Below are 21,567 nucleotides of genomic sequence, written 5' to 3'. Positions count from 1 at the left end.
TTTATGCTATTGTGCAACATCGGTGTCATAAAAAGCATTACTTTGGATCAATAAAAATTGCGTCAAATGAATAGCCGTATTAATTTTAACGGTGCTTCGATAAGACAGTATTCTACCACATTCTTGTTGTTAGGTAGCATGTCCTCGTATGTCTATGCACGTCCTGTGCAAGAGACCTATGCCGTGCATTCATTTGATCAGGCCCTAGAGCAAACAATGGTCGCTGAATTTGCTCTAGCTTATGACGATATTCCAAACGCTTTGCATAATTACACAGTACTCGCAATTAAAAGCAACTCTACGTCAATTAAGCAGAGAGCTTTAGACGTTGCACTTGAATATAATGATTTACAAGCTGCTTTAAATATTGCTACTCATTGGGTAGCTCAAGAGCCTAAAGATGTACCAGCTTTATTTTATTTGTCACACATTGCTTTAAAAACGCACGAATATCAGCTTGCTGCTGAGACATTAGATAAAATTTTAAAGATAGATCCCACTGCCGATTTAGAACAAATTTTGGCTAGCATTGCTCCAGAAAATGCGCAGGATCGAGAAGTACTATTAACAGCTTTACGTTCTAGCGCAGAAAAAGACAATCCTTCTATTTTAGCACTCATCGCCAATTTAGAAGCTCAAAATGGTCAATTACAAACTGCACTAACCAACATTAACAAAGCATTACGTCGACGTCCTAAAGCAACGAGCTTTATTTTAATGAAAGCAAACTTACTTATTGCTCTCAGCGATCAAGAAGCTGCGCTTAAATGGTATGCAAAGTCGAGTCGTAAGAATAAGAAAAATTTAGATATTCGATTAGCTGAAATCCGCTATCTCATACAAATTAACCAACCTCAGCTTGCGTTAGAAAAACTTGAAAAAATTATAGAAACTAACCCTAAAGCTGAAGAAGCCTTATTTATTGCTGGCTTAACGAGTATTGATTTAAAACAATATGACAAAGCAGAACAATATCTTGTTGACCTAAGAAACTCGGCTAAATACCAAAATGAAGCATATTACTACTTAGCCATTAATGCAGAGCGTAAACAGCATTATGAAACTGCAAAAGCTTACTATCGTTTAGTTGATGGCAGTTTATATGTTGTATCTAGACGAAACTTGATCGCAATATATGATAAACAAGAAAATTTACACGATGCTTTACGGTTCCTTACTCAAGAACGTGTAAATTATCCTCAACATGCAAGTTTCTTATATCAAGCCCAAGCCGAAATATTAAAGAAAATGGGTAATAAAAAAGCTGCACTAAATCTATTAGATGAAGCAATTAAAAACTTACCCGACGATCCGGAACTGATTTATGCGGAAGTTTTATTACTTGATCCATATACGGATCGTGACAAGCTGGACAAAACATTAAAACAGTTATTACAACTTGAGCCTAACAGCCCAACGTATCTAAATGCATATGCTTATACACTAGCCCTGCAAAATCGTCGTTTAAAAGAAGCACGTCAGTATGCAGAGCAAGCATTAGAATATGCGCCTGAACAAGCTTCAATCCTTGATACGCTAGGTTATATTGCATTTTTACAGAACGATTATGAAGCTGCGGCGGAAGCCTTAGGCAAAGCCTATGAACTTAGCCATAATATAAATATTGGCGTTCGTTATGCTAAAGCTTTGTATATGCAGGGGTCACTCACGCAATTTAGCGCAGTGTTACAACAACTGAAACAAAAACATGCCAATGATCCACAATTACAACAGCTTGATGCGTTAATTTTACCTACATCTGCAAAAAAGAGTTAAATATATGAGCAAATTTGCCCAACTGTGCACAGCGATTTGTGGATCAAGTGTATTATTTCTAACCGGTTGTCAGCATTTTACTCAACCAAAACCTGCGGTTACCCAACAAGTTCAAGACGAAAAACACTTTAATTTGCAAGGTAAGATAGGAGTTCGTACACCACAGCAAACCGGTAGTGCTTTTTTTACCTGGCTTCAACAGCAAGATAATTTTGATATCGAATTAAGCGGTATTTTAGGCGTTGGAAAAACCCAAATTCAGGGTAAACCGGGCGAAGTAACTTTAAACAGCTCTAAAACAGGACTTATTAGCGCAGCCTCTCCAGAAGAACTTTTAGAACGTGCAACGGGTTGGCAAGCACCAATTACGCACTTAACGAGCTGGATTTTAGCCAAACCAGCAACGCTAAATGCTCAAATTACGAAAGACGCTGCAAATCGAGTGAGCCAACTGGTTGAAGATGGCTGGACGGTTAATTTCAGTTACGATGGTGAACAAACTTTGCCGAACAAACTGGTTTTAAAGCAAGCTCTTGCTGAAGATAAAGAAAACCGTATTACAATGGTCATCCAAAACCGCTAAGTCTAATTATATAAATCTATGATTCGAGTTCCTTCCCCTGCTAAGCTCAACCTGTTTTTACATATTACAGGCCGACGTGAAAATGGTTACCATGAGCTACAAACCATTTTCCAACTGATTGATTTATATGATTGGATGACATTTACACCGACTTTGGGCGAAGAAATCAAAATCGATGGGTTAAGTGAAGTTCGAGCTGAAGAAAACTTGATTTATCGGGCAGCTCAAATACTAAAACCACATGCGAAAAAATTTTGTGGCTTGCACATCAAAATTGAAAAAAATATTCCAATGGGCGCGGGTCTAGGCGGCGGTTCATCTAATGCCGCCACAACGCTTATTGTGTTAAATCAATTATGGGAATGTGGCCTAGAGCAAGAACAACTTGCGGACTACGGTGTTAAGCTCGGTGCTGATGTTCCAATTTTTATTTACGGTAAAAATGCATGGGCTGAAGGCATCGGTGAACATTTATCATTCATAGACTTAGATCAAAAACAGTTCATTATTTTAAAACCTGATTGTTTTATCAGCACTCAATTGCTTTTTTCACAAAAAACATTGACAAGAGACTCTAAGACCACTAAATTTTGCGCCTATCAGTTAGAACCTTCTAATTTTGGAAATAACTTTGAGCCACTGGCTCGGCAGTTATACCCTGAAGTAGAAGAAGCAATGCAATATTTAGATCAGTTTGGTCAAGCAAAGCTTACAGGTACAGGTGCTTGTGTTTTTATTGAAGTAACGAATGAAATGAATATTGATGAAATTCTTAAGCATTCACCATGTAAATCTTACTTGGTAAATAGTTTAAAAGAATCTCCTCTTAATCATTTTAAGGTTACACGTTAGGGGCGTCGCCAAGTGGTAAGGCACCGGGTTTTGATCTCGGCATCCGTTGGTTCGAATCCAGCCGCCCCTGCCAACCTCACCTGTAATGATGATTATATTAGGGGCGTCGCCAAGTGGTAAGGCACCGGGTTTTGATCTCGGCATCCGTTGGTTCGAATCCAGCCGCCCCTGCCATCATATATATCATCGAATTTAGGGGCGTCGCCAAGTGGTAAGGCACCGGGTTTTGATCTCGGCATCCGTTGGTTCGAATCCAGCCGCCCCTGCCATTCTCTTATTTTAAAGACAGACTTAATTGCTATGCTTTTTGTTGATTAATCTTGACATTGCATTGCAAAAATATTAAAGTTCTGCCGCATTAGGGGCGTCGCCAAGTGGTAAGGCACCGGGTTTTGATCTCGGCATCCGTTGGTTCGAATCCAGCCGCCCCTGCCATCTATTTCATTACATACCAACCGCCAAGGGTGCTTCATGCCCAATCTTGTCGTTTTTAGTGGAAATGCTCATCCACAGTTCGCTCAAAAAGTCGTAAGTCACTTACATATCCCTCTAGGTGCTGCATCAGTCGGTCACTTTTCTGATGGAGAAATTTCAGTAGAAATTACTGAAAATGTTCGTGGTAAAGACGTATTTATCGTTCAGCCTACTTGTGCCCCTACCAATGATAACCTTATGGAAATCTTGGTTATGGCAGATGCTTTGCGTCGTGCAAGTGCTGGTCGTATTACCGCTGTTATCCCTTATTTTGGTTATGCTCGCCAAGACCGTCGTCCACGTTCTGCACGTGTGCCGATTACAGCTAAAGTTGTTGCAGACATGCTTACCACTGTTGGTATTGACCGTGTCGTGATGATCGACTTACATGCTGACCAAATTCAAGGTTTCTTCGATATTCCAGTCGACAACATCTACGGTACTCCTGCTTTGCTTGCTGACTTACGTCAACAACAACATGACAACCTTATGGTGGTTTCTCCTGACGTTGGTGGTGTAGTACGTGCTCGTGCTGTTGCCAAACAGATGGGTGACATCGATTTAGCAATTATTGATAAACGTCGTCAAAAAGCCAACGAGTCGCAAGTTATGCACTTAATTGGTGACGTAAAAGATCGTGATTGCGTTATCGTAGACGATATGGTTGATACTGCTGGTACATTGTGTAAAGCAGCTGATGCGCTTAAGCAATTTGGTGCACGTCGTGTAGTTGCATACGCAACTCACCCTGTACTATCAGGTAAGGCTATTGAAAACTTACGTAATTCAGTTATTGATGAACTGGTTGTGACTGATACCATTCCTCTTTCTGAAGAAGCATTGACCTTAGGCAAGATCCGCCAGGTTTCTGTTGCTAGCATGGTTGCTGAAACGATTCGTCGTATTAATAACGAAGAGTCTATCAGTGCAATGTTCGATAGTTTATAATATTGCAGCTTTTTATAAACCCTAGCCTTGGCTGGGGTTTTCTATCACTAAACTGGTCGCAAGTTTAGTCTTTTAAACTTTAATGAGGATTTACTCATGGCAAACTTCGTATTAAACGCTCAAGCGCGTGCTGAAGACAAACAAGGGAAAGGTGCGAGCCGCCGCCTTCGTCGCGAAGCTTTAATTCCAGCTATCATTTATGGTGGCAACGCTGAGCCTGTAACTGTTACTTTAGAACTTCGTGAGCTTGTAAAAGCTTTAGAAAGCAATGCTTTCTTTGAAGAAGTTGTAGAAATCAAAGTGGGCGACAAAGTTGAAAACGTTAAAATCCAAGCGTTACAACGTCACCCATCTAAAAACACTCCTATGCACGCTGACTTCAAACGCGCATAAGTGTTTAAAGGCGTAGATTAGTGTCAAATATTTCGCTAATTGTTGGTTTGGGCAATCCTGGTTCAGAATATGCCCAAACCCGCCATAATGCAGGTTTTTGGTTCATTGAACAGCTTGCTGATAAATATGGCATTACATTAAAAAATGATCCGAAATTTCACGGAATCAGTGGACGTGGTAATATAGAAGGACACGATGTCCGTCTACTTCTACCCACTACATTTATGAACCGTTCTGGACAAAGTGTAGTTCCATTTGCAAAATTTTATCAAATTGCTCCCGAAGCAATTTTGATTGCTCATGATGAACTTGATATGAACCCAGGTGTAATTCGTCTTAAAACAGGCGGTGGACACGGTGGTCATAACGGTTTACGTGACATTGTCCCTCATATTGGTCCAAATTTTCACCGTTTACGTATTGGTATCGGACATCCTGGCTCGAAAGAGAAAGTTTCAGGTCACGTACTTGGAAAAGCACCAAGTAGTGAACAAAGTCTGATGGATGCAGCAATTGATCATGCCCTTTCTAAAGTGAAGCTACTTGTTCAAGGACAAGTTCCACAGGCCATGAATCAAATTAATGCATATAAACCCACTTAAATTGTTGAACAATCATGCTTGCTATCTTGCTTTTTTAGGAGCAAAATGCGCATCAGCCACTTTGCCAACCGCAAAAGCTAAAGATTTCACCATAAGATCTACATCTTAGGTCTACTCAGGAGACGCTAGCCATGCTATCTCGTTTATTAAAATGCAAAATTCACCGTGCAGTTGTAACCCATGCTGAACTTCACTATGAAGGTTCTTGTGCAATTGATGGCGTATTGATGGACTTAGCTGGTATTCGTGAATATGAAGAAATTCATGTTTGGAATGTAACCAATGGCAAACGCTTCACAACTTATGCGATTCGTGGTGAAGATAACTCTGGAATTATTTCAGTAAACGGCGGTGCTGCACATCAAGCAGACGTTGGCGATTTAGTAATTATTGCTACATTTGGTGATTTTACTGAAGCTGAAGCAAATATTCATAAACCACGTTTGGTATATGCTAATCCAAATAATACAGTCAACCACACAGCGAATTGCATTCCTGTTCAAGTTGCCTAATTTATTTTAAGAATAAAAAGCCCGCATTGACGGGCTTTTATTATTTTATAAATCCTAAATCGTTCCTTCCCACCAGTTCTTTTGTTTTTCACAATTTAATGGTTGAAGCTGCTCTCCTCGTAATTCGAACAATATCGCCTCTCCTTCAGGATTTACCTTAAATTCAGCATATTTGGCTTTTTCATAACATTGAGCCAAGCCTTCTGCAAACAAGAAACTGCGAGAGGCAGGATATAAAGCCTGCAAACGATTTTCAGGATTTTTTAAAATTAACCTCTGCCCAGCAAATGAATTATTGATATCTAAAATGGTACGAACTACGCGATTTTGTGAATCCAAAATAACTTTTGCGGGAACGGAAGAGCGATTAAAAATCACCTGTTCCAGAGCTTCACCTTCACTTCCTGCAAGAGCTTTAAGAAATTGTAAATGTAATTCATAAGCCAGTGCCATATAGTCACCTTGTAAAATTGAACGAGGATCAACTGGTTTAAGCTCAATAAAAATACTTTTACTATGGTGCAGATGCCATTCGTTTTTCGCCACTAAACCTGCAAAAAATAATAGCGTAATAAAGGCAAGAATAAGAGAAAAATACTTTTTCATTCTTTCTCTCCTTTAACAAGATCATTTTTATTTTCACGTTGAAGTAACCAAGACAGAGCCAACAAAACAATACCCGAAATAAAAATAGATGCACTCTTAGCTAGAAAAGTTATTTGTAGGTTGTAATAGAGCTGCCAGAACACAAAAACGAATACTGTTAAGCTCACTCCATACACAATATAATCTTTCTTTTTTAATGCCCACGTTAAAATAATAAGCAGGATGAAAATTTCAAAATATCCCAACACAATAAGTAACACACCAAATATTAAAAAGGCGCAAAAAGTGAGTGTATTAAGTTGTCGATATAAATGAAGAACACTAAAGCAAAGTAACCAGACAACAGGTAGCAAATATAAAACCCATAACTGCTGATCTATCGAATTTTCTGGTACCAACCCCATAAAAGTATTGAAAAAAGAAGCTACAAGAATTACGACCAGCACGCATAAAAAAATACTACGCTCATATAGGGCTATTGATTCTCTCTTAGGTAAGAGCATCAAACTAAAAACCAAGTAACTGAGCAAAGTTAAATTTAAATAAGTCTGAGTAGAATGTATTGACCACAATGAATGGTCCAGTTGTAGTAAATAGATAAAAGCTATGCCATACGTAGCAAGCATTTGAATTAAAATGAAGAACCAATGGGGTTTAAGAAAATAACTAATACATAGAATAAAAATCTGTGCAATTAAAACCCATAGAATTTGATCTGTTTCTGAACCAAGATGAAACAAGAAAGCGGTCTGCCCACTGATAAACAAACAATAGGCAAATTGCCAAAAGAAATAGCTTTGTGATTTCTTTAAAAGAATGAACGCCAATCCAACAAAAACAACTCCAATAACTAAAGAAATAGCCTCCCAAAACACCAGCGTAAAAGCTGCAAGTGCCAAACCAGCAAGCCAAGCACCAATTGCCAATGGAATGACATAAAAGCGGCTTTGACGAAAAATTTTTATTAAAAGATAGCTAATCAGCGCAAACCAAATAAAAATAATGCCTGCAATCAATAAAAATATGAACTCATTAGAGTCTTTAAATAAGTTATTAATCCCATCTACAAGCCATATAGTTGCAGTCACACCCAAAACAGCTGCCATCAAACTAGCACATAGCTGATCATCTTTTTTGAAGAAATAATAAAAAGCGATTATTCCCGAAAAGAAAGCAGAAATTAGATAAGGAATATTCTCATTCGATAAATATTGAATCATTCCAATAATCGAAATAACGGCGAACCAAGCGATAAAGACAAATCGTAAAGCACGATATTTCTTTATACACACCCAAAATTCAATAAGGCTTAATAAATTCAGAGCAAATAGATATACATAAGGAAATTTTTCTGACCAGAAAGTCTGTTTAAAAAATAAAAAAAGTGTAAGTTGGCTGGTAATACAAATTAAACCAAAGATTCCAATATTTGGTCGATATAACCACGGCAGTAAAAGCAATGTCCAAATTAAAAAAAGCAAATAACTGTCTGCACCTGTTTGATAAACCTGTCCAATTACAGCCAAGCTTAAACCTATCATCAAACCACTAACGCTATGTAAGGTCTGCCTAACCCCATCACTTAATGTATCTTTTATGCTGAACCAAGCTGTAACAACTAATATAACGGGCGGGATCGCGAGTTGAATACTGTTTGGAAGCATAAACCAGTTGGCAGCAATTAAATAAAGGATACTTACTGCCATAAATACATAACTGAAAATATGGAGATGCTGAATAAATGAGCTATTGGTTAGAGGATAATAGTCTCTTATCTGCATGAAACACCTATTTTATTTATAATTTTCTATAAAAAACATAGCATTCCATTTTCATATCAACAAGTAAGCTCTTGTTAAAAAGCCTATTTCGATTTATGAAAATGCTTATTCATAAAGAAACTTAGCATTCTATAAAAGCATCTAGCCAATTCTATCAAGCGCGCTATAATAAAACCCATCGCTTCAGGGCGGGGTGCAATTCCCCACCGGTGGTAAAGTTAATTTTTATAAATAGATTAACAAGCCCACGAGCTTAAATTGTGTAATTTGAGCAGATTTGGTGAAACTCCAAAGCCGACGGTATAGTCCGGATGAAAGAAGACGACGAACTGGGATAAATCCGTTTTATTTCAGTGCCAGCCTGTTTTTACATCAGTCCTGAAATGTTCAACCGTATTTTTTACGAGAGCGTTTCATTATGTCTAGCTTAATTCAACCAGAACTTTTTTTCTCAGCCCTCTCTCCTGCTGAGCAACGCATTCAACAAGCATTAGAAGATATCCGTCAAGGCAAGCCTGTCTTGGTTATGGACGACTTTGATCGCGAAAATGAAGCAGATTTAATTGTTGCAGCCGAAACTTTAACGGTAGAAACAATGGCACGTATGATTCGTGATGGCTCAGGTATCGTATGTTTATGCCTTACAGAAGAGCTAGCAGATCACCTAGAACTTCCTCCGATGGTTTCTCAAAACTCAAGCCAGTTTCATACCGCTTTTACAGTGACCATTGAGGCAGCTCAAGGCGTTACCACTGGTGTTTCTGCTAAAGACCGTGTAACAACTATTCAAACTGCTATTAAAGATGGTGCCGTTGCAAGTGACTTAAATCGTCCGGGTCACGTTTTTCCATTACGTGCTCGTAATGGTGGCGTCCTTACTCGTCGGGGACATACTGAGGGAACAATTGACCTAGCAAGACTAGCCGGGCTTAAACCCGCTGGCGTATTGTGTGAATTAACCAATCCAAATGGCACGATGGCTTCAGGCATTCAGGTTTTAGCATATGCTCAAACTCATCACTTAACGGTGATTACGATTGAAGAACTTGTTCAATACCGCCAACAACACGGTATTTAAATAAAAAAGGTTTGGCTTTAGATCAAAGCCAAACCTTCAAATTAAAATTTAATAATATTTAAGAAACTTTCTTTTGTGCTGCCAGTTCTTCAACGTAGTCCAAAAGCTCAGAAAATTGCGTAATCATTGCTTTTGGCTGTGCTTGAGCAAGTTCCTCTGCTGTTCCGTAACCATAAGTCACCGCTACCGCCTCAATACCATTATGACGAGCACCTAAAACGTCATATTGGCGATCACCGACCATTAAACACTCTTCAGGATTTAGTTGCTCATGTTCCAAAATATAATGGATAAGGTCAGCTTTATTAGTGCGCTCACCCGTTAACTCACTCCCATAGATATGTACAAAATATTGGCTTAATTCAAAATGTTCCAAGATGCGTTTTGCATAAATCGTTGGTTTAGCAGTTGCAACAAATAAATGATATCCTTCTTTTTTTAAAGCGCTAAGCGTTTTTGCAACAGATGGATATACTTCATTTTCGAACAAACCAACCACCGAAAAACGCTCGCGATAAGCAAGTAAAGCTTGTTCAGCTAAAGCATCATCTTGAGTAGCTAATAATTTTGCGAGTGATGGCTTTAATGGTGGGCCAATTGTCCAGTCAATATTTAAATCGGCAGCCAATGGATAGCCTAATTTCTCCATTGCATAGCGAATTGAAGTATGGATTCCAACTTTTGGGTCTGTTAAGGTTCCGTCTAAATCAATCAAAATATGTTTTATAGCCATTCAATCACTAACCCAGTAAAGTATTTAATTCAATTGGTCGAGAGTTTAATCAAACTCTCTTATACTAACGTAAATTTAAATTGAAAAGGAAATAACCGTGCGTCCAACCGTACTTTGTTTCTCGGGTTTAGACCCTTCAGGTGGTGCAGGTTTACAAGCCGATATCGAAGCAATTGGACAAAGTGGAGCCCATGCAGCAATTGCATGTACTGCCCTCACCATTCAGAATTCACAACAAGTATTTGGCTTTGAAGCAACCTCAAAAGAACTCTTATTAGCACAAGCAAATGCAGTTGTAGGTGACTTACCCATTAAATGTGTTAAGTCAGGCATGCTTGGCACGACAGATAATATTGCTGCACTAGCTGAATTTTTACGTGCTCACCCTGACTATCAATATGTACTTGATCCTGTTTTAGTCGCAAACAGTGGCGGCTCTTTAGGTGATCAGGCAACTCTCGTTAAAGCTTTTGTTGAGCTTATTCCTCTAGCCACAATTATTACTCCAAATACCGTTGAATTAAGGGCTTTAACAGGTATTACTAATCTAGATCAATCCACTCAGAAGCTCTTTGAAATGGGTGCTAAAGCTGTTCTAGTTAAAGGTGGACACGAAGATACTCCAGATCATATTAAAAATAGTTTGTATATTAATGGTGAGCTTGCAGCGAGTAGTAGCTGTCCTCGCCTTGAAGGTGAATATCATGGCTCAGGTTGTTCTTTAGCGAGCTTTATCGCAGGACGCTTAGCTTTAGGTGATTCTTTAAAAATTGCTGTACAACATGCTGAAACATGGTTATTCGGTGTTTTAAAAAATGCAGAAGCCCCTGTACAAAATGGACAAAAGATTCCAAAGCGTTTTTAAAAACACAAAAAAGGCGCTTTAAGCGCCTTTTTTATTAAGCTCAATTATTGAGGAATACGTAAAACTTGTCCTGGGAAAATCTCATCTGGATCTTTTAGCATTGGTTTATTTGCTTCAAAGATTTTTGGATACTGATTTGCATCACCGTAAAATTCTTTAGCAATTTTTGAAAGATTATCACCAGATTTCACAGTATAAAATTTGCTTTCTGGTTCAGGAGTTGCCACTGTCATCTGATCATCTACTTGCGCAACATGATCAATGTTTCCAACAATAAGAATAATTTTCTCTTTATCTGCTTGGCTTTTTACCTGCCCTTTGATAATTGCGGTATCAGTAGTACCGTTATAGGTTACAGATAAGCCGTCTACCCCTAAGCCTAAACTCTTAATTAAACCTAATAATTTATTTGCAACTTCTTGTGCAGAAGGTTCTGCTGGTGTTGCCGGAGCTGGTTGTGGTTCTGCTGGTGCGGTATTTTTCTTGCCAATACCTTTTACAAAATCAAAAAGACCCATCTTTTAGTCCTCATATTATTGTTTATAGTAAAGTCATTAAACTGACCCTTATTGTTATACTTCAAAAAAGTTATGCCTCTGCTATCAATTGAGGTTGATCTTGTAAAATTATGTATCTCTTAAATTTTTTCTAAAATAAAAAAAGCCACCTTACGGTGGCCTTCTTTTTATTCAGCAATATGCGAATTAACCAAGTTTTTTAGTTACATAGTCAATTGCAGATTGAACTGTAGTGATTTCGTTAGAATCTTCATCAGGGATAGTGATGTCGAAGTCGTTTTCGAAAGACATAACAAGTTCAACTAAATCTAAAGAGTCAGCACCTAAGTCATCCATAAAAGATGCTTCGTTTTTAATCTCTTCAGCTTTAAGACCAAGTTGTTCTGCAACCGCTTGTTTAACGCGTTGTTCGATATCGCTCACAGGAATTCTCCTCATTGCTTGTGGCGTTTAATTTGCCACTAGTTTAATTGAATATAAAAATTTTTAAAAGTTTATACATCGGCGTTAGGCCATGTATAAACCACCATTTACATGTAATACCGTACCGGTAATGTAACCTGCTTTATCACTTGCAAGGAAACTCACCGCATTTGCGATATCTTGTGGCTCACCTAAGCGATTTAAAGCCACTTGATCACTCATTTTTTTGCGAATGTCTTCACTAAGTGCATCTGTCATTTCTGTTGCAATAAAACCTGGCGCCACACTATTTACAGTAATTTGGCGGCTACCCATCTCTTTTGCAAGGCTACGGCTGAATGCTTCAATACCTGCTTTAGCAGCAGAATAGTTCGCTTGGCCTGGGTTTGCAAAGTGAGCCACAACAGAACTGATATTAATAATTCGACCAAAACGTGCCTTCGTCATACCCTTAAGCACACGTTTAGATAAACGATAAACTGCTTTAAGGTGAATGTTGAGAATGTCATCCCAATCATCTTCAGACATACGAAGCAACAAATTGTCTTTCGTAATACCTGCATTGTTCACTAGAACAAGTACAGGACCATAGTTCTGTTCAATATGAGAAACGACTGCTTCAATCTCATCGAGATTACGCACGTCGAGCGCCAAACCTGCACCTTGTTCACCAAAGCTATCACTTAACTTTTGTGCACCAGATTCAGAAGTCGCAGTACCTACAACAAAATAACCGTCTTGAATAAGTTGCTGGGCAATGGCAGCGCCAATACCCCGACTCGCGCCCGTTACTAATGCAACTTTGCGTTCTTGTGTCATGCAATTTTTCCTTCTGCCACTAAAACAGCATTTAGGGCATCTTCCATTTTGCTCTTACTATCAATAGAAAAAGCTTTTTCAATATTTGGTAAACGCTTTGCGAGGTTACTCAATACTGTACCTGGACCACACTCAACAATATATTGAATACCTTGGTCTTGTAGAGACTGCATGGTACGTGTCCATTGTACTGATTGGTACAACTGTGCAGTTAATGCCTGACGCAATTGAGCAACATCGGTAGCTATTCCCGCGTTGACATTTTGTATTACAGGAATGGTAGGTAGCTCAATGGCAGTTTGTTCCAAAGCTTCTGCAAATTTCTCAGCGGCAGGTTTCATTAACGAACAATGAGAAGGAACTGACACTGGTAAAGCAATTGCTTTAGCTGACTGCTCTTTTGCCAAAGCCATGACTTCTTGTACAGAAGCTGTACTTCCTGCAATCACAACTTGACCTTGTGAATTATAGTTTGCAGCTTCTACAGAACCTTCGCCTGACGCACTCACGGTTTGACAAAGTTCAACCACTTTTTCATCAGCCAAACCAAGGATTGCAGCCATAGCCCCTTGACCTTGAGGTACAGCACTTTGCATGAGTTTGCCACGTAAGTTAACCAATTTAACTGCATCAGCCAAGCTCATAGAGCCTGCAGCGACCAATGCACTGTATTCACCTAATGAATGTCCTGCAAGGTATTTAGGTGCCAGACCACCTAAATCAAGCCATACGCGCCATAAAGCGATACTGGCAGTTAATAACACAGGTTGGGTATTTTCTGTTTGGTCAAGACCTTCGCCACTTTGCGCAATATGCCAAAGATCAAATCCAAGAGCATCTGAAGCTTCTGCAAAAGTTTGCCCGACCCCACTAAACTGTTCTGCTAGTTCAGCAAGCATACCGACTTTTTGTGAACCTTGACCAGGAAACACAAACGCAGTTTTTGTGGCTAAAGCTACTTGTTCAAGACGTTTAGCAGACATAAGAAATCCTTTTTTGGGTTTTCACTCATTTCTGGAGCGGAAATTTAACATGTTATTTATATATTTATAATTGCGAAAAACAACAAAAAAAGGGAGCTTTCGCTCCCATTTTTTCTATACTTAAGCATCACGCTTAATGCATATCATGCAATTATTCAGCATCAGCTGCTTTAGCGAATAATTGACGACCACGGTAGAAACCGTCTTTAGTCACGTGGTGACGACGATGAGTTTCACCAGTTGCTTGGTCTACTGTTAATGCATTCTCGGTTAAAGCGTCATGTGAACGGCGCATGTCACGGCGAGAGCGACTTTTACGGTTTTGCTGAACGGCCATGATGGCTCCTTACAAAGATCGAAAAAATGGATCAGAACAAATTCAGTTGTCTTATCTCACAATTATAACACAAATTATGAGTTAAGTTTACCCTTCAAACCTGCCAAAACATCAAACGGATTATCCCGTTTTTCTTCGACAACATTCTGAATGGTAGGTTGATGTTTATGTTCACAAGCATCATGCTTGGGAGATAAAGGCATCAACAATAACAGTTCATCTTCTAGTAATGCGAGTAAGTTAATCGAGGCAGGCGTATCATAATCGCCTTTCGTCGAAGACTCACTTTCACCTAAAACGATGAAATCAGCATCCTCATCCAAGCGCTCTATCAGTGACTCATCATCCACTAATGCAATATGGAAGTCTAAGACAAGAGGCATTTCAACAGGTTCCAAACAACGTTGGCACTCCATTGGAACTTTCGTGTCCATGTGACCGTCCATCCACACAATGCGATGATATGCATCCATTGATAGCTTACAGTCTATGTTGATCAATTGATTATCAATTGATCCAACAGCTTCACGAGCGATACGAGCAAAGCGAGACAAGGGCAGTTGACCTGACCATGTAAAGCCTTGTTCAGCCCATTTAAACGGCTCAATCTGTGCCGGAAAGGTATTTGCTGACATAATTAAGGCGGCAATTCTACAAATTCATCGGTACTCTGTCAAAGATTAAGATACAATTTTGCACTTCTTTAGACAGAACTCGGGGTAAATTAAGCAATGCACCTGTTGCAGCCGCAACCTGAAGTTAACACTTCATTACTCGTTTGCACCCATTCAACTCATCAGAACACTCTTGTACCTGACCTAGTGCAACTCTCACCATGGTCAAGCTCAAAATCGGAGTCTGAGCAAGTTGATTGGCTTATTTTACACTTTAATCACTGGTTTTCCCACCATAATGTGACATTAGTTCGTGGTGATTTTGAACCTGAATATTTCCCAGCGACAAATAAAGAACCAGCCAAGATCCAATTTGCTCACGGTTTCTTTAATAGTGCTTTGCATGAAATTAGTCATTGGTCTATTGCGGGCGAAAAAAGACGTCTATTACCAGATTTAGGTTATTGGTATGCACCTGATGGTCGCACCCAAGAACAGCAAATTTTATTTGAACAAGTAGAAATTAAGCCTCAAGCAATTGAATGGTTATTTGCACAATCTTTTGGTCGAAAATTTAGAGTTTCACTCGATAACCTTACGGGTGATGGCGGAGATGGCAAACTATTTAAAGATAACGTTTATGCTCAAGTGCAACGTTACTTTTCGGGTGAAGCTAAGTTGCCACGTGATGCAGCAGCATTTATTGGTTTTATTTGCCAATGTACACGTTCGGGTACACCTTTACAATTAAATGAATTTAAACGTGAACTCCTTGATTAATTGACAAAAAAGCTACGTTAATTACTTGCCTAGGCCATTTAAAAAGCCTAATAATTATTTTTAACACTGGCGTGATGGAGTCTCTAAAATATGATGCATTTACATGTACATCCTGAAAATCCACAGCAACGCCTCATTGCCCAAGCGGTTGAACGTATCCGAGCAGGAGATGTTGTGGTCTACCCTACCGATGCTGCCTATGCGATTGGGTGTCAAATCGGTAATAAAAATGCCATGGAACGTATTGCACAGATTCGTGGTTTAGGGCCTAAACATCAATACGCCATTATGTGCTGTGACTTATCTGATATTGCAACTTATGCAAAAGTTGATAATGCGACATATCGTTTATTGAAAGCGAATACACCGGCTATTACTACGTTCATTTTACCTGCAACAAGTGAAGTTCCTCGTAGATTGATGCACCCTAAAAAGAAAACAATTGGCTTACGTATTCCGAGTAACCCAATTTGTCAGGCTTTATTAAAAGAACTTGGTGAACCTCTACTTACCAGTACATTAATTTTACCAGGTCAAGAAGATCCTCTAGATGACCCTTACGATATTGAAAATCAGTTAGATAAACGAATTGATGTATTTATTGATGGAGGTTTCGGAACTCTAACAAGTACAAGTATTGTTGATTTATCGGGTGAACATCCTGAAATTATCCGTCGTGGTGTTGGCGACGTAAGTGCTTTTGAATAAGCACTTACATTTTTTACCAATAGTTTAAAAAAAAGTATTATCACTCAAAAAAATACTCTTTATTTATTTTGGATTTTTTTTACACTTTAGTCGTTAAGTAATTTATTAAAAGACACAATTCATTTAGAATGATTTTCACTATCTGCTGTTCTTCTACTTACAGCTGTCTAGGACTTGAATAACAAGTCTCATGCTTTTGAAAATTCGCGTGGCTTATAATCGTAATGAATCAATCACTTCATCAATCCATGGAAGACGCTCCACACATCCGTGTTTTAGATGAGTGGCATGACAAAATTCCAGAAGATCTCTATATACCTCCAGCTGCATTTGAGATTTTGCTCGAGCGGTTTGAAGGTCCATTAGATTTTTTAATTTATCTGATTCAGAAAAACGGTTTCGATTTAATTCAACTCGATATTGCTCCTATAGCGACTCAATATTTGGCCTATATGGATAGCATGAAATCTTTAAATATCGAGTTGACAGCAGATTATATGGTGATGGCTGCTTTATTGGCTGACTTGAAGTCTCGCCTACTTCTACCAAAACCTACAATTATAAGCATTGAAAAAGACCCTAAGCAGGAGCTTATTGATCGTCTTGAAACCTATCTACGCATTAAGCAAGCAGCTGAGCGTTTAGGCCAAATGCCAATTCTTGAGCGCGATACATTTAGTGCCAATGTAAGCTTAGGACATATCTCTCCTGTTTATGAAGGTTACGATATCTCAGCGCTACATGATGCGTTGTTCTGTGTATTTAATCGCCCTGAACCTATTACCCATGTTGTCGCTCAAGAACCTGTTTTGCTCGAAGAACGTATTGCATATATTGAAGAGAAATTAGAGTCTGGTGATGTGTTAAGTTTTAAAGAATTACTCAATCCCCAGCAAGGTCGTATGGGAATGGTTGTTACATTTATGGCAGTTTTAGAATTGACTCGCCAACAGAAAATTAAAATTATTGCCACTGGTATTGAAGCCCCGTTAGCAATTCAAGGATCTTCAATATGAGTAGTTTTGAACAAAATAATAATGATTTGTCATTAGCTGACATACATCATGAAGTCTTATTACAACTTGAAGCAATTATCTTTGCCAGTGAAGCGCCTGTTTCAATTGCCCGCTTAAAAGAAGCATTTAACAATCAATATAATAAACAACAGCTTCGTCAGCTTTTGCAACAGCTCGCGCTATTGCAACATGGTCGGTCTATTGAGCTGATTGAAACAGCACAAGGGTTTCGCTTTCAGGTAAGATCTAAATATCGTAGTATTATTGCGCAAATTTGGCCAGAGCGACCAACAAAACTGTCGCCTTCATTACTAGAAACCCTGGCTGTCATTGCTTATCATCAACCGGTTACCCGAGCTGATATTGAACAAATTCGTGGTGTATCTAATAATAGTCAGATTCTTAGAACACTATTTGACTGGAACTGGATTAAAGAAGCCGGTTTTAGAGATTTACCCGGAAGACCTGCGTTGCTAATTACAACGCCTCAGTTTCTGAATGCTTTTGGTCTAGCCTCTCTAGGCCAATTGCCTCCCCTACAGAACGCCAAGGAAGCCTTTATGGCTCTCGATGCAAATGCACCGAAATCATAAAGAGGTGGACTGTTGATCATTATGTCTAAGGTTGTGCTGTCATGAGTGAAAAATTGCAAAAAGTATTAGCGCGAATCGGATTAGGTTCCCGCCGATACATGGAAGAGGTTATTGCCGCAGGACGCGTGAGTGTAAACGGTCGTGTTGCCCAAGTGGGTGAGCGCATTGAACCAGGCGATGAATTACGCATTGATGGCCGTAAAGTTCAGTTTCAGATTGAAGACGAAATTCGTCGTCGCGTACTGATTTATTATAAACCTGAGGGTGAAATCTGTTCACGTAATGATCCTGAAAAACGCCCAACCGTATTTGATCATTTACCACAAATTGCTAATGACCGCTGGGTAATGGTAGGTCGTCTGGATATTAACAGTACTGGTTTATTACTATTCACAAATGATGGTGAACTTGCTAACCGCTTAATGCACCCATCTAATGAAATTGAACGTGAATACGCTGTTCGAGTAATGGGTGAAGTAACGCCAAAACTACGCCAAAACATGGTCAACGGAGTAGAGCTCGAAGATGGCCCTGCCAAATTCGAATCATTCTCTGAAATTGGTGGTGAAGGTATTAACCGCTGGTATCAAGTTGTAGTAAAAGAAGGTCGTAACCGCGAAGTACGTCGTATTTTCGAATCGCAAGATCTTAAAGTCAGCCGTTTATTACGTACACGCTACGGTACTGTTATTTTACCGCGCGAATTACGTACTGGCCGTTGGATGGAACTCGACAAAACTGACATCGATAACTTAGCCAAATCGGTTGAGTTAAAGCCACGCCAAGGTACAGGTCTATTTGGTATGGCAAAACGCCGTACTGATCGTATGACTGAAAAACCAATGGCAGCACGTCGTGGCGGTTACTTGCGTCAACAACGTCGTGATGATGAAAAAGAAGCTCCTGTTAACACAGGGAACCAACGTAAAGCGACTGGTTTTAACCGCGGTTCGAAGAAATTCTAAAATATTCATAAGATGTAAAAAACCGCTCACATTTGAGCGGTTTTTTATAGCCTTTTGACTTAATTCATTTTTGCCAGTTCAATCCATTCAGCTTCGGGGAAATGAATAGCTAAGTAATCTTTCAAATAATTTGAAGTATCTTGAGAAATTAATGGATCTTTTGATTCATCTTTTAGGTTATAAACCAAGGCATGCAACTTCAGCCCACGAGACTTAAGTGCTTCAAGACTAAGTAAAGTATGGTTAATACTTCCCAAACGACCCGATGTTACTAAAATAACGGGAAACTGGTGCTGAGCGACATAATCAATGGTAAGCAGACTGGTGGTTAATGGCACCATTAAGCCTCCCGCACCTTCCAACAATACGATTTCAAAACGCTCTGCCAATGTTTGGGTCGCATCTTCAATTTTTTGAAAATCAATTTCTCGGTTATCAAGACGTGTTGCAAGATGAGGTGAAGCAGGATAACTGAAGATTTCAGGCATGGTTAGCTTGTCATGATCTTCTTGAAACCAGCCCTGTCCCATAATTTCACGATGCTTTTCAATATCCTCAGAAACATCAGCGTTACCTGTTTGAATGAGTTTTTGGGTAATCACTTTTTTACCCTGCTCAGTCCATAATTTTGCTAAGAAACCTGTCGCGTAGGTTTTACCAATTTCGGTATCAATCCCACTCACAAAATAGATCTGGCCACTCATTTACTTCATTCTCCGGGCAATACAATAAATCGGATGATATGTTAGGGAATATCCTTCGACACACTTAAACCGATCATAATCTTGATAAAACTGTTGTAAAGTTTGCTTAGTCCAACGATGCTGCGCCGTTGCTGTTACACCTGTTGCTTTTAAATGTTGCAACACGGCTTTAGGTGAATCGAAATAGAGTTGAGTTTCTGATTCTGACAAATGCAAAATCTCAAAACCAGCCTGAATTAAGACACTATTCCAATTTTCAACTGACCAATAACTTAAACCTTGTCCTGTTAGCTCTTTAATTTCCATTAAATTCTGAGAGCCGAATGTTGAAAAGCATAACCAACCTCGCTCAGTTAAAGCTTCATTACAACGTTTGAGCAAATGCGGTAAATCTTGCATCCACTGTAAAGCTGAACCTGAAACAATCATATCGAGCTGCTGGGGAAAATCTAAAGTTTCAACATCCCCAATCAACCATTTTAAATTTTCTTGATGACTAAAGTGTTGCTGCACATCTGCATATAGATCATTCAAAATGAACTCTTCAAACTGAAAAGATGTAGCAAGAAGACGAGTTAAATTGCCAGAACCACAACCAATTTCAAAGACACGCGACATCGTAGTCGGACAAAACTGCTGAACTAAACCTGTTAAATTTTGGCAAATCTGTTTTTGAACAATTGCATGCTCTGAATAGCTTTGCCCTGCTTTGGCAAAACGCTGGGCAACCAAGTTTTTATTCAAACTCACAGAAAACCCACCAATTCTTCAAGCTCATGTTGCTGCACCATTGACGTTAAAGAAATACGCAAACGCGAACTGTTTTTAGGTACTGTTGGTGGACGCACAGGCATAGCATAAAAACCACTTTCCTGAACCTGTTTTGCTTTATCGATAGCAGCTTGACTCTCTCCAACAATGACTGGAATGATATGGCTGGTCGATGGACTATCGTAGCCCTTCTGTACAACAGCTTGTTGAAGATATTCGCTAATATTTTTTAAGTGTTCACGTTGAGATTGAGCGAGTAATACTTTTTGAAAAATAAAGTTTGCCCATGCCATAACAATCGGTGGCTGTGCAGTACTAAAAATAAGTGGGCGCATTTTATTAATGAGATAATCTTTAATAATTGGATCGCAAATAATGTAACCACCGACCGCCGCTAATGCTTTGCCTAATGTACCGACCAGAAAATCAATTTCCTGAATCACATTATATTGTTCAGCACATCCTAAGCCTTGCTGACCACGAACCCCAATTGAATGCGCTTCATCGACATATAACATAGTTTTAGCAAAACGTTTTTTTAGCTGCACTAAAGCAGCTAAATCCGTCTCATCACCGTCCATACTAAAAATACTTTCTGTGACCACAATGATTCGTTCAATCTTGTCATCATCATGATATTTTTGGAGGAGTTGTTCCAAGTGTTGTAAATCATTATGTCGATAACGCACATACTGAGCGCCAGATAAACGGATCCCGTCAATCATACTGGCATGAACTAACTTATCCGCCAATATTAAAGTTTTACTATCAGCAACAGCTGGCAAAATACCAATATTCATATGGTAGCCACTATTAAATAATAGTGCCGCGCGACCACCAAATGCTTGGCTTAGGCTATTTTCTAATTGTTCATATTCATCAAAATTGCCCGTTAATAGACGTGAAGATGATGAACTAAAATAGCTACGCTCGATTGGAAAGCTATCTAAAAACTCTTGACGAAGATTGATATCAGCAGCCAACCCAAGATAATCATTTGAAGCTAAGTTGAGCATCGTTTTATTTTGGATCGTAATAAAACGTCCGTGCTGCACATTTGGGGTAAATTGTCTAAAGTTACCTTGTTGCTTTAACTCATCTAATTCGGCAGAAAAATGATCAAGCAATGACAT

The 21,567-nt window shown here is 39.1% G+C and carries 26 protein-coding genes, 4 tRNA genes and 1 riboswitch; of the genes, 18 read left to right on the top strand and 12 right to left on the bottom strand.

The genetic code is table 11. From position 1 onward, the window contains the following. Positions 1–66: 66 nt before the first annotated feature. The 11 genes from ACXM0J_RS00530 to panD all read left to right on the top strand — a co-directional run bounded on the left by ACXM0J_RS00530 (position 67) and on the right by panD (position 6,140). Complete coding sequence (locus ACXM0J_RS00530; RefSeq protein ID WP_213034471.1) at positions 67–1,776, top strand: tetratricopeptide repeat protein; 1,710 nt, start codon at positions 67–69, stop codon at positions 1,774–1,776. A 4-nt stretch (positions 1,777–1,780) separates the two neighbouring features. Continuing rightward, entirely contained in the window at positions 1,781–2,359 is a 579-nt protein-coding gene (gene lolB / locus ACXM0J_RS00525; protein WP_044099511.1) for a lipoprotein insertase outer membrane protein LolB, read from the top strand. 18 nt (positions 2,360–2,377) lie between these two features. Beyond that, positions 2,378–3,211 (top strand): 4-(cytidine 5'-diphospho)-2-C-methyl-D-erythritol kinase, encoded by an 834-nt coding sequence (gene ispE, locus ACXM0J_RS00520; RefSeq protein ID WP_086266032.1) that lies wholly within the window; start codon positions 2,378–2,380, stop codon positions 3,209–3,211. Further along, a tRNA-Gln gene (locus ACXM0J_RS00515) sits at positions 3,210–3,284 on the top strand. The genes ispE and ACXM0J_RS00515 overlap by 2 nt, the downstream gene beginning before the upstream one ends. 26 nt (positions 3,285–3,310) lie before the next feature. Further along, a tRNA-Gln gene (locus ACXM0J_RS00510) sits at positions 3,311–3,385 on the top strand. A gap of 20 nt (positions 3,386–3,405) precedes the next feature. Continuing rightward, positions 3,406–3,480 (top strand) — tRNA-Gln (locus ACXM0J_RS00505). 91 nt (positions 3,481–3,571) lie between these two features. After that, positions 3,572–3,646: transfer RNA gene (locus ACXM0J_RS00500), tRNA-Gln, on the top strand. 36 nt (positions 3,647–3,682) lie between these two features. Beyond that, a complete protein-coding gene (locus tag ACXM0J_RS00495) occupies positions 3,683–4,633 on the top strand; it encodes a ribose-phosphate pyrophosphokinase (RefSeq protein ID WP_002120445.1) in 951 nt (316 codons plus the stop codon). Between the two features lie 96 nt (positions 4,634–4,729). Continuing rightward, positions 4,730–5,026 (top strand): 50S ribosomal protein L25, encoded by a 297-nt coding sequence (rplY, locus tag ACXM0J_RS00490; protein WP_002120443.1) that lies wholly within the window; start codon positions 4,730–4,732, stop codon positions 5,024–5,026. Between the two features lie 20 nt (positions 5,027–5,046). Further along, positions 5,047–5,628 carry an aminoacyl-tRNA hydrolase gene (gene pth, locus ACXM0J_RS00485; RefSeq protein WP_002120328.1) on the top strand — a complete coding sequence of 194 codons (582 nt, stop codon included), beginning with the start codon at positions 5,047–5,049 and terminating at the stop codon, positions 5,626–5,628. 131 nt (positions 5,629–5,759) lie between these two features. After that, the gene (panD, locus tag ACXM0J_RS00480) at positions 5,760–6,140 is read left to right on the top strand and encodes an aspartate 1-decarboxylase (protein WP_002120296.1); all 381 of its coding nucleotides are present in this window, start codon (positions 5,760–5,762) and stop codon (positions 6,138–6,140) included. A 54-nt stretch (positions 6,141–6,194) separates the two neighbouring features. Here panD and ACXM0J_RS00475 read toward each other — a convergent pair whose 3' ends face one another. After that, positions 6,195–6,746, bottom strand: a complete 552-nt coding sequence (locus ACXM0J_RS00475) for a GDYXXLXY domain-containing protein (protein WP_086266033.1) — start codon at positions 6,744–6,746, stop codon at positions 6,195–6,197. After that, complete coding sequence (locus ACXM0J_RS00470) at positions 6,743–8,527, bottom strand: DUF2157 domain-containing protein (protein WP_086266034.1); 1,785 nt, start codon at positions 8,525–8,527, stop codon at positions 6,743–6,745. Before ACXM0J_RS00470 ends, ACXM0J_RS00475 begins: the two co-directional genes overlap by 4 nt. Before the next feature lie 176 nt (positions 8,528–8,703). After that, positions 8,704–8,854, top strand: a riboswitch (FMN riboswitch). Positions 8,855–8,945: 91 nt separating this feature from the next. Here ACXM0J_RS00470 and ribB point away from each other — a divergent pair. Beyond that, positions 8,946–9,605, top strand: a complete 660-nt coding sequence (gene ribB / locus ACXM0J_RS00465; RefSeq protein WP_068565914.1) for a 3,4-dihydroxy-2-butanone-4-phosphate synthase — start codon at positions 8,946–8,948, stop codon at positions 9,603–9,605. 58 nt (positions 9,606–9,663) lie between these two features. Here the strand turns inward: ribB and ACXM0J_RS00460 are convergent, their stop codons facing one another. Next, on the bottom strand, positions 9,664–10,338 hold the full coding sequence (locus ACXM0J_RS00460; protein ID WP_086266035.1) for an HAD-IA family hydrolase: 675 nt from the start codon (positions 10,336–10,338) through the stop codon (positions 9,664–9,666). Between the two features lie 97 nt (positions 10,339–10,435). On the opposite strand from ACXM0J_RS00460, the gene ACXM0J_RS00455 reads away from it, so the two are divergent. After that, a complete protein-coding gene (locus ACXM0J_RS00455; protein ID WP_086266036.1) occupies positions 10,436–11,203 on the top strand; it encodes a hydroxymethylpyrimidine/phosphomethylpyrimidine kinase in 768 nt (255 codons plus the stop codon). Positions 11,204–11,247: 44 nt separating this feature from the next. Here ACXM0J_RS00455 and lysM read toward each other — a convergent pair whose 3' ends face one another. The 6 genes from lysM to ACXM0J_RS00425 form a co-directional block, all read right to left on the bottom strand. After that, on the bottom strand, positions 11,248–11,721 hold the full coding sequence (lysM, locus tag ACXM0J_RS00450) for a peptidoglycan-binding protein LysM (protein WP_086266037.1): 474 nt from the start codon (positions 11,719–11,721) through the stop codon (positions 11,248–11,250). A gap of 186 nt (positions 11,722–11,907) precedes the next feature. Then, positions 11,908–12,144 (bottom strand): acyl carrier protein, encoded by a 237-nt coding sequence (gene acpP, locus ACXM0J_RS00445; RefSeq protein ID WP_001279871.1) that lies wholly within the window; start codon positions 12,142–12,144, stop codon positions 11,908–11,910. An 84-nt stretch (positions 12,145–12,228) separates the two neighbouring features. After that, positions 12,229–12,963: a 3-oxoacyl-ACP reductase FabG gene (gene fabG, locus ACXM0J_RS00440; protein ID WP_002120395.1), complete on the bottom strand. Its 735-nt coding sequence runs from the start codon at positions 12,961–12,963 to the stop codon at positions 12,229–12,231. Then, a complete protein-coding gene (gene fabD / locus ACXM0J_RS00435) occupies positions 12,960–13,946 on the bottom strand; it encodes an ACP S-malonyltransferase (protein WP_002120357.1) in 987 nt (328 codons plus the stop codon). Before fabD ends, fabG begins: the two co-directional genes overlap by 4 nt. Positions 13,947–14,097: 151 nt before the next feature. Further along, positions 14,098–14,283 (bottom strand): 50S ribosomal protein L32, encoded by a 186-nt coding sequence (gene rpmF / locus ACXM0J_RS00430; protein ID WP_000290730.1) that lies wholly within the window; start codon positions 14,281–14,283, stop codon positions 14,098–14,100. 74 nt (positions 14,284–14,357) lie between these two features. Next, a complete protein-coding gene (locus tag ACXM0J_RS00425; RefSeq protein ID WP_002120393.1) occupies positions 14,358–14,918 on the bottom strand; it encodes a YceD family protein in 561 nt (186 codons plus the stop codon). Between the two features lie 96 nt (positions 14,919–15,014). On the opposite strand from ACXM0J_RS00425, the gene ACXM0J_RS00420 reads away from it, so the two are divergent. The 5 genes from ACXM0J_RS00420 (at position 15,015) to rluB (ending at position 18,959) form a co-directional block, all read left to right on the top strand. Next, positions 15,015–15,677 (top strand): elongation factor P hydroxylase, encoded by a 663-nt coding sequence (locus ACXM0J_RS00420; protein ID WP_213034462.1) that lies wholly within the window; start codon positions 15,015–15,017, stop codon positions 15,675–15,677. Positions 15,678–15,767: 90 nt separating this feature from the next. Continuing rightward, a complete protein-coding gene (locus ACXM0J_RS00415; RefSeq protein WP_078220265.1) occupies positions 15,768–16,385 on the top strand; it encodes an L-threonylcarbamoyladenylate synthase in 618 nt (205 codons plus the stop codon). A 224-nt stretch (positions 16,386–16,609) separates the two neighbouring features. After that, on the top strand, positions 16,610–17,401 hold the full coding sequence (locus ACXM0J_RS00410; RefSeq protein WP_017387236.1) for a segregation and condensation protein A: 792 nt from the start codon (positions 16,610–16,612) through the stop codon (positions 17,399–17,401). Beyond that, a complete protein-coding gene (gene scpB / locus ACXM0J_RS00405; RefSeq protein ID WP_086266038.1) occupies positions 17,398–17,994 on the top strand; it encodes an SMC-Scp complex subunit ScpB in 597 nt (198 codons plus the stop codon). The genes ACXM0J_RS00410 and scpB overlap by 4 nt, the downstream gene beginning before the upstream one ends. A gap of 41 nt (positions 17,995–18,035) precedes the next feature. After that, a complete protein-coding gene (rluB, locus tag ACXM0J_RS00400) occupies positions 18,036–18,959 on the top strand; it encodes a 23S rRNA pseudouridine(2605) synthase RluB (protein ID WP_016142048.1) in 924 nt (307 codons plus the stop codon). A gap of 59 nt (positions 18,960–19,018) precedes the next feature. Here the strand turns inward: rluB and bioD are convergent, their stop codons facing one another. The 3 genes from bioD to ACXM0J_RS00385 are packed head-to-tail and all read right to left on the bottom strand — an operon-like array spanning position 19,019 to position 21,567. Continuing rightward, positions 19,019–19,663: a dethiobiotin synthase gene (gene bioD / locus ACXM0J_RS00395; protein ID WP_086266039.1), complete on the bottom strand. Its 645-nt coding sequence runs from the start codon at positions 19,661–19,663 to the stop codon at positions 19,019–19,021. Further along, positions 19,664–20,413, bottom strand: coding sequence for a malonyl-ACP O-methyltransferase BioC (gene bioC, locus ACXM0J_RS00390; protein WP_086266040.1), 750 nt, complete (start codon positions 20,411–20,413; stop codon positions 19,664–19,666). Further along, complete coding sequence (locus tag ACXM0J_RS00385) at positions 20,410–21,567, bottom strand: 8-amino-7-oxononanoate synthase (RefSeq protein WP_086266041.1); 1,158 nt, start codon at positions 21,565–21,567, stop codon at positions 20,410–20,412. The genes bioC and ACXM0J_RS00385 overlap by 4 nt, the downstream gene beginning before the upstream one ends.

It is taken from the genome of Acinetobacter sp. GRABPA_MV_2, assembly GCF_056725885.1.
The sequence above is the reverse complement of the archived record's forward strand: the minus strand, read 5'-3'. Positions and strand labels throughout refer to the sequence as shown.

Bases quoted from the DNA above. Each gene is read 5' to 3' on its own strand.
- ribB (WP_068565914.1), top strand. From the start codon at position 8,946: ATGTCTAGCTTAATTCAACCAGAACTTTTTTTCTCAGCCCTCTCTCCT.
- lysM (WP_086266037.1), bottom strand. From the start codon at position 11,721: ATGGGTCTTTTTGATTTTGTAAAAGGTATTGGCAAGAAAAATACCGCA.
- ACXM0J_RS00460 (WP_086266035.1), bottom strand. From the start codon at position 10,338: ATGGCTATAAAACATATTTTGATTGATTTAGACGGAACCTTAACAGAC.
- ACXM0J_RS00410 (WP_017387236.1), top strand. From the start codon at position 16,610: ATGAATCAATCACTTCATCAATCCATGGAAGACGCTCCACACATCCGT.
- lolB (WP_044099511.1), top strand. From the start codon at position 1,781: ATGAGCAAATTTGCCCAACTGTGCACAGCGATTTGTGGATCAAGTGTA.
- panD (WP_002120296.1), top strand. From the start codon at position 5,760: ATGCTATCTCGTTTATTAAAATGCAAAATTCACCGTGCAGTTGTAACC.
- ACXM0J_RS00385 (WP_086266041.1), bottom strand. From the start codon at position 21,567: ATGTCATTGCTTGATCATTTTTCTGCCGAATTAGATGAGTTAAAGCAA.
- scpB (WP_086266038.1), top strand. From the start codon at position 17,398: ATGAGTAGTTTTGAACAAAATAATAATGATTTGTCATTAGCTGACATA.
- rluB (WP_016142048.1), top strand. From the start codon at position 18,036: ATGAGTGAAAAATTGCAAAAAGTATTAGCGCGAATCGGATTAGGTTCC.
- ACXM0J_RS00495 (WP_002120445.1), top strand. From the start codon at position 3,683: ATGCCCAATCTTGTCGTTTTTAGTGGAAATGCTCATCCACAGTTCGCT.
- ACXM0J_RS00415 (WP_078220265.1), top strand. From the start codon at position 15,768: ATGATGCATTTACATGTACATCCTGAAAATCCACAGCAACGCCTCATT.
- ACXM0J_RS00470 (WP_086266034.1), bottom strand. From the start codon at position 8,527: ATGCAGATAAGAGACTATTATCCTCTAACCAATAGCTCATTTATTCAG.
- rpmF (WP_000290730.1), bottom strand. From the start codon at position 14,283: ATGGCCGTTCAGCAAAACCGTAAAAGTCGCTCTCGCCGTGACATGCGC.
- rplY (WP_002120443.1), top strand. From the start codon at position 4,730: ATGGCAAACTTCGTATTAAACGCTCAAGCGCGTGCTGAAGACAAACAA.
- ACXM0J_RS00530 (WP_213034471.1), top strand. From the start codon at position 67: ATGAATAGCCGTATTAATTTTAACGGTGCTTCGATAAGACAGTATTCT.
- ACXM0J_RS00425 (WP_002120393.1), bottom strand. From the start codon at position 14,918: ATGTCAGCAAATACCTTTCCGGCACAGATTGAGCCGTTTAAATGGGCT.
- fabG (WP_002120395.1), bottom strand. From the start codon at position 12,963: ATGACACAAGAACGCAAAGTTGCATTAGTAACGGGCGCGAGTCGGGGT.
- bioD (WP_086266039.1), bottom strand. From the start codon at position 19,663: ATGAGTGGCCAGATCTATTTTGTGAGTGGGATTGATACCGAAATTGGT.
- ACXM0J_RS00420 (WP_213034462.1), top strand. From the start codon at position 15,015: ATGCACCTGTTGCAGCCGCAACCTGAAGTTAACACTTCATTACTCGTT.
- ispE (WP_086266032.1), top strand. From the start codon at position 2,378: ATGATTCGAGTTCCTTCCCCTGCTAAGCTCAACCTGTTTTTACATATT.
- ACXM0J_RS00475 (WP_086266033.1), bottom strand. From the start codon at position 6,746: ATGAAAAAGTATTTTTCTCTTATTCTTGCCTTTATTACGCTATTATTT.
- fabD (WP_002120357.1), bottom strand. From the start codon at position 13,946: ATGTCTGCTAAACGTCTTGAACAAGTAGCTTTAGCCACAAAAACTGCG.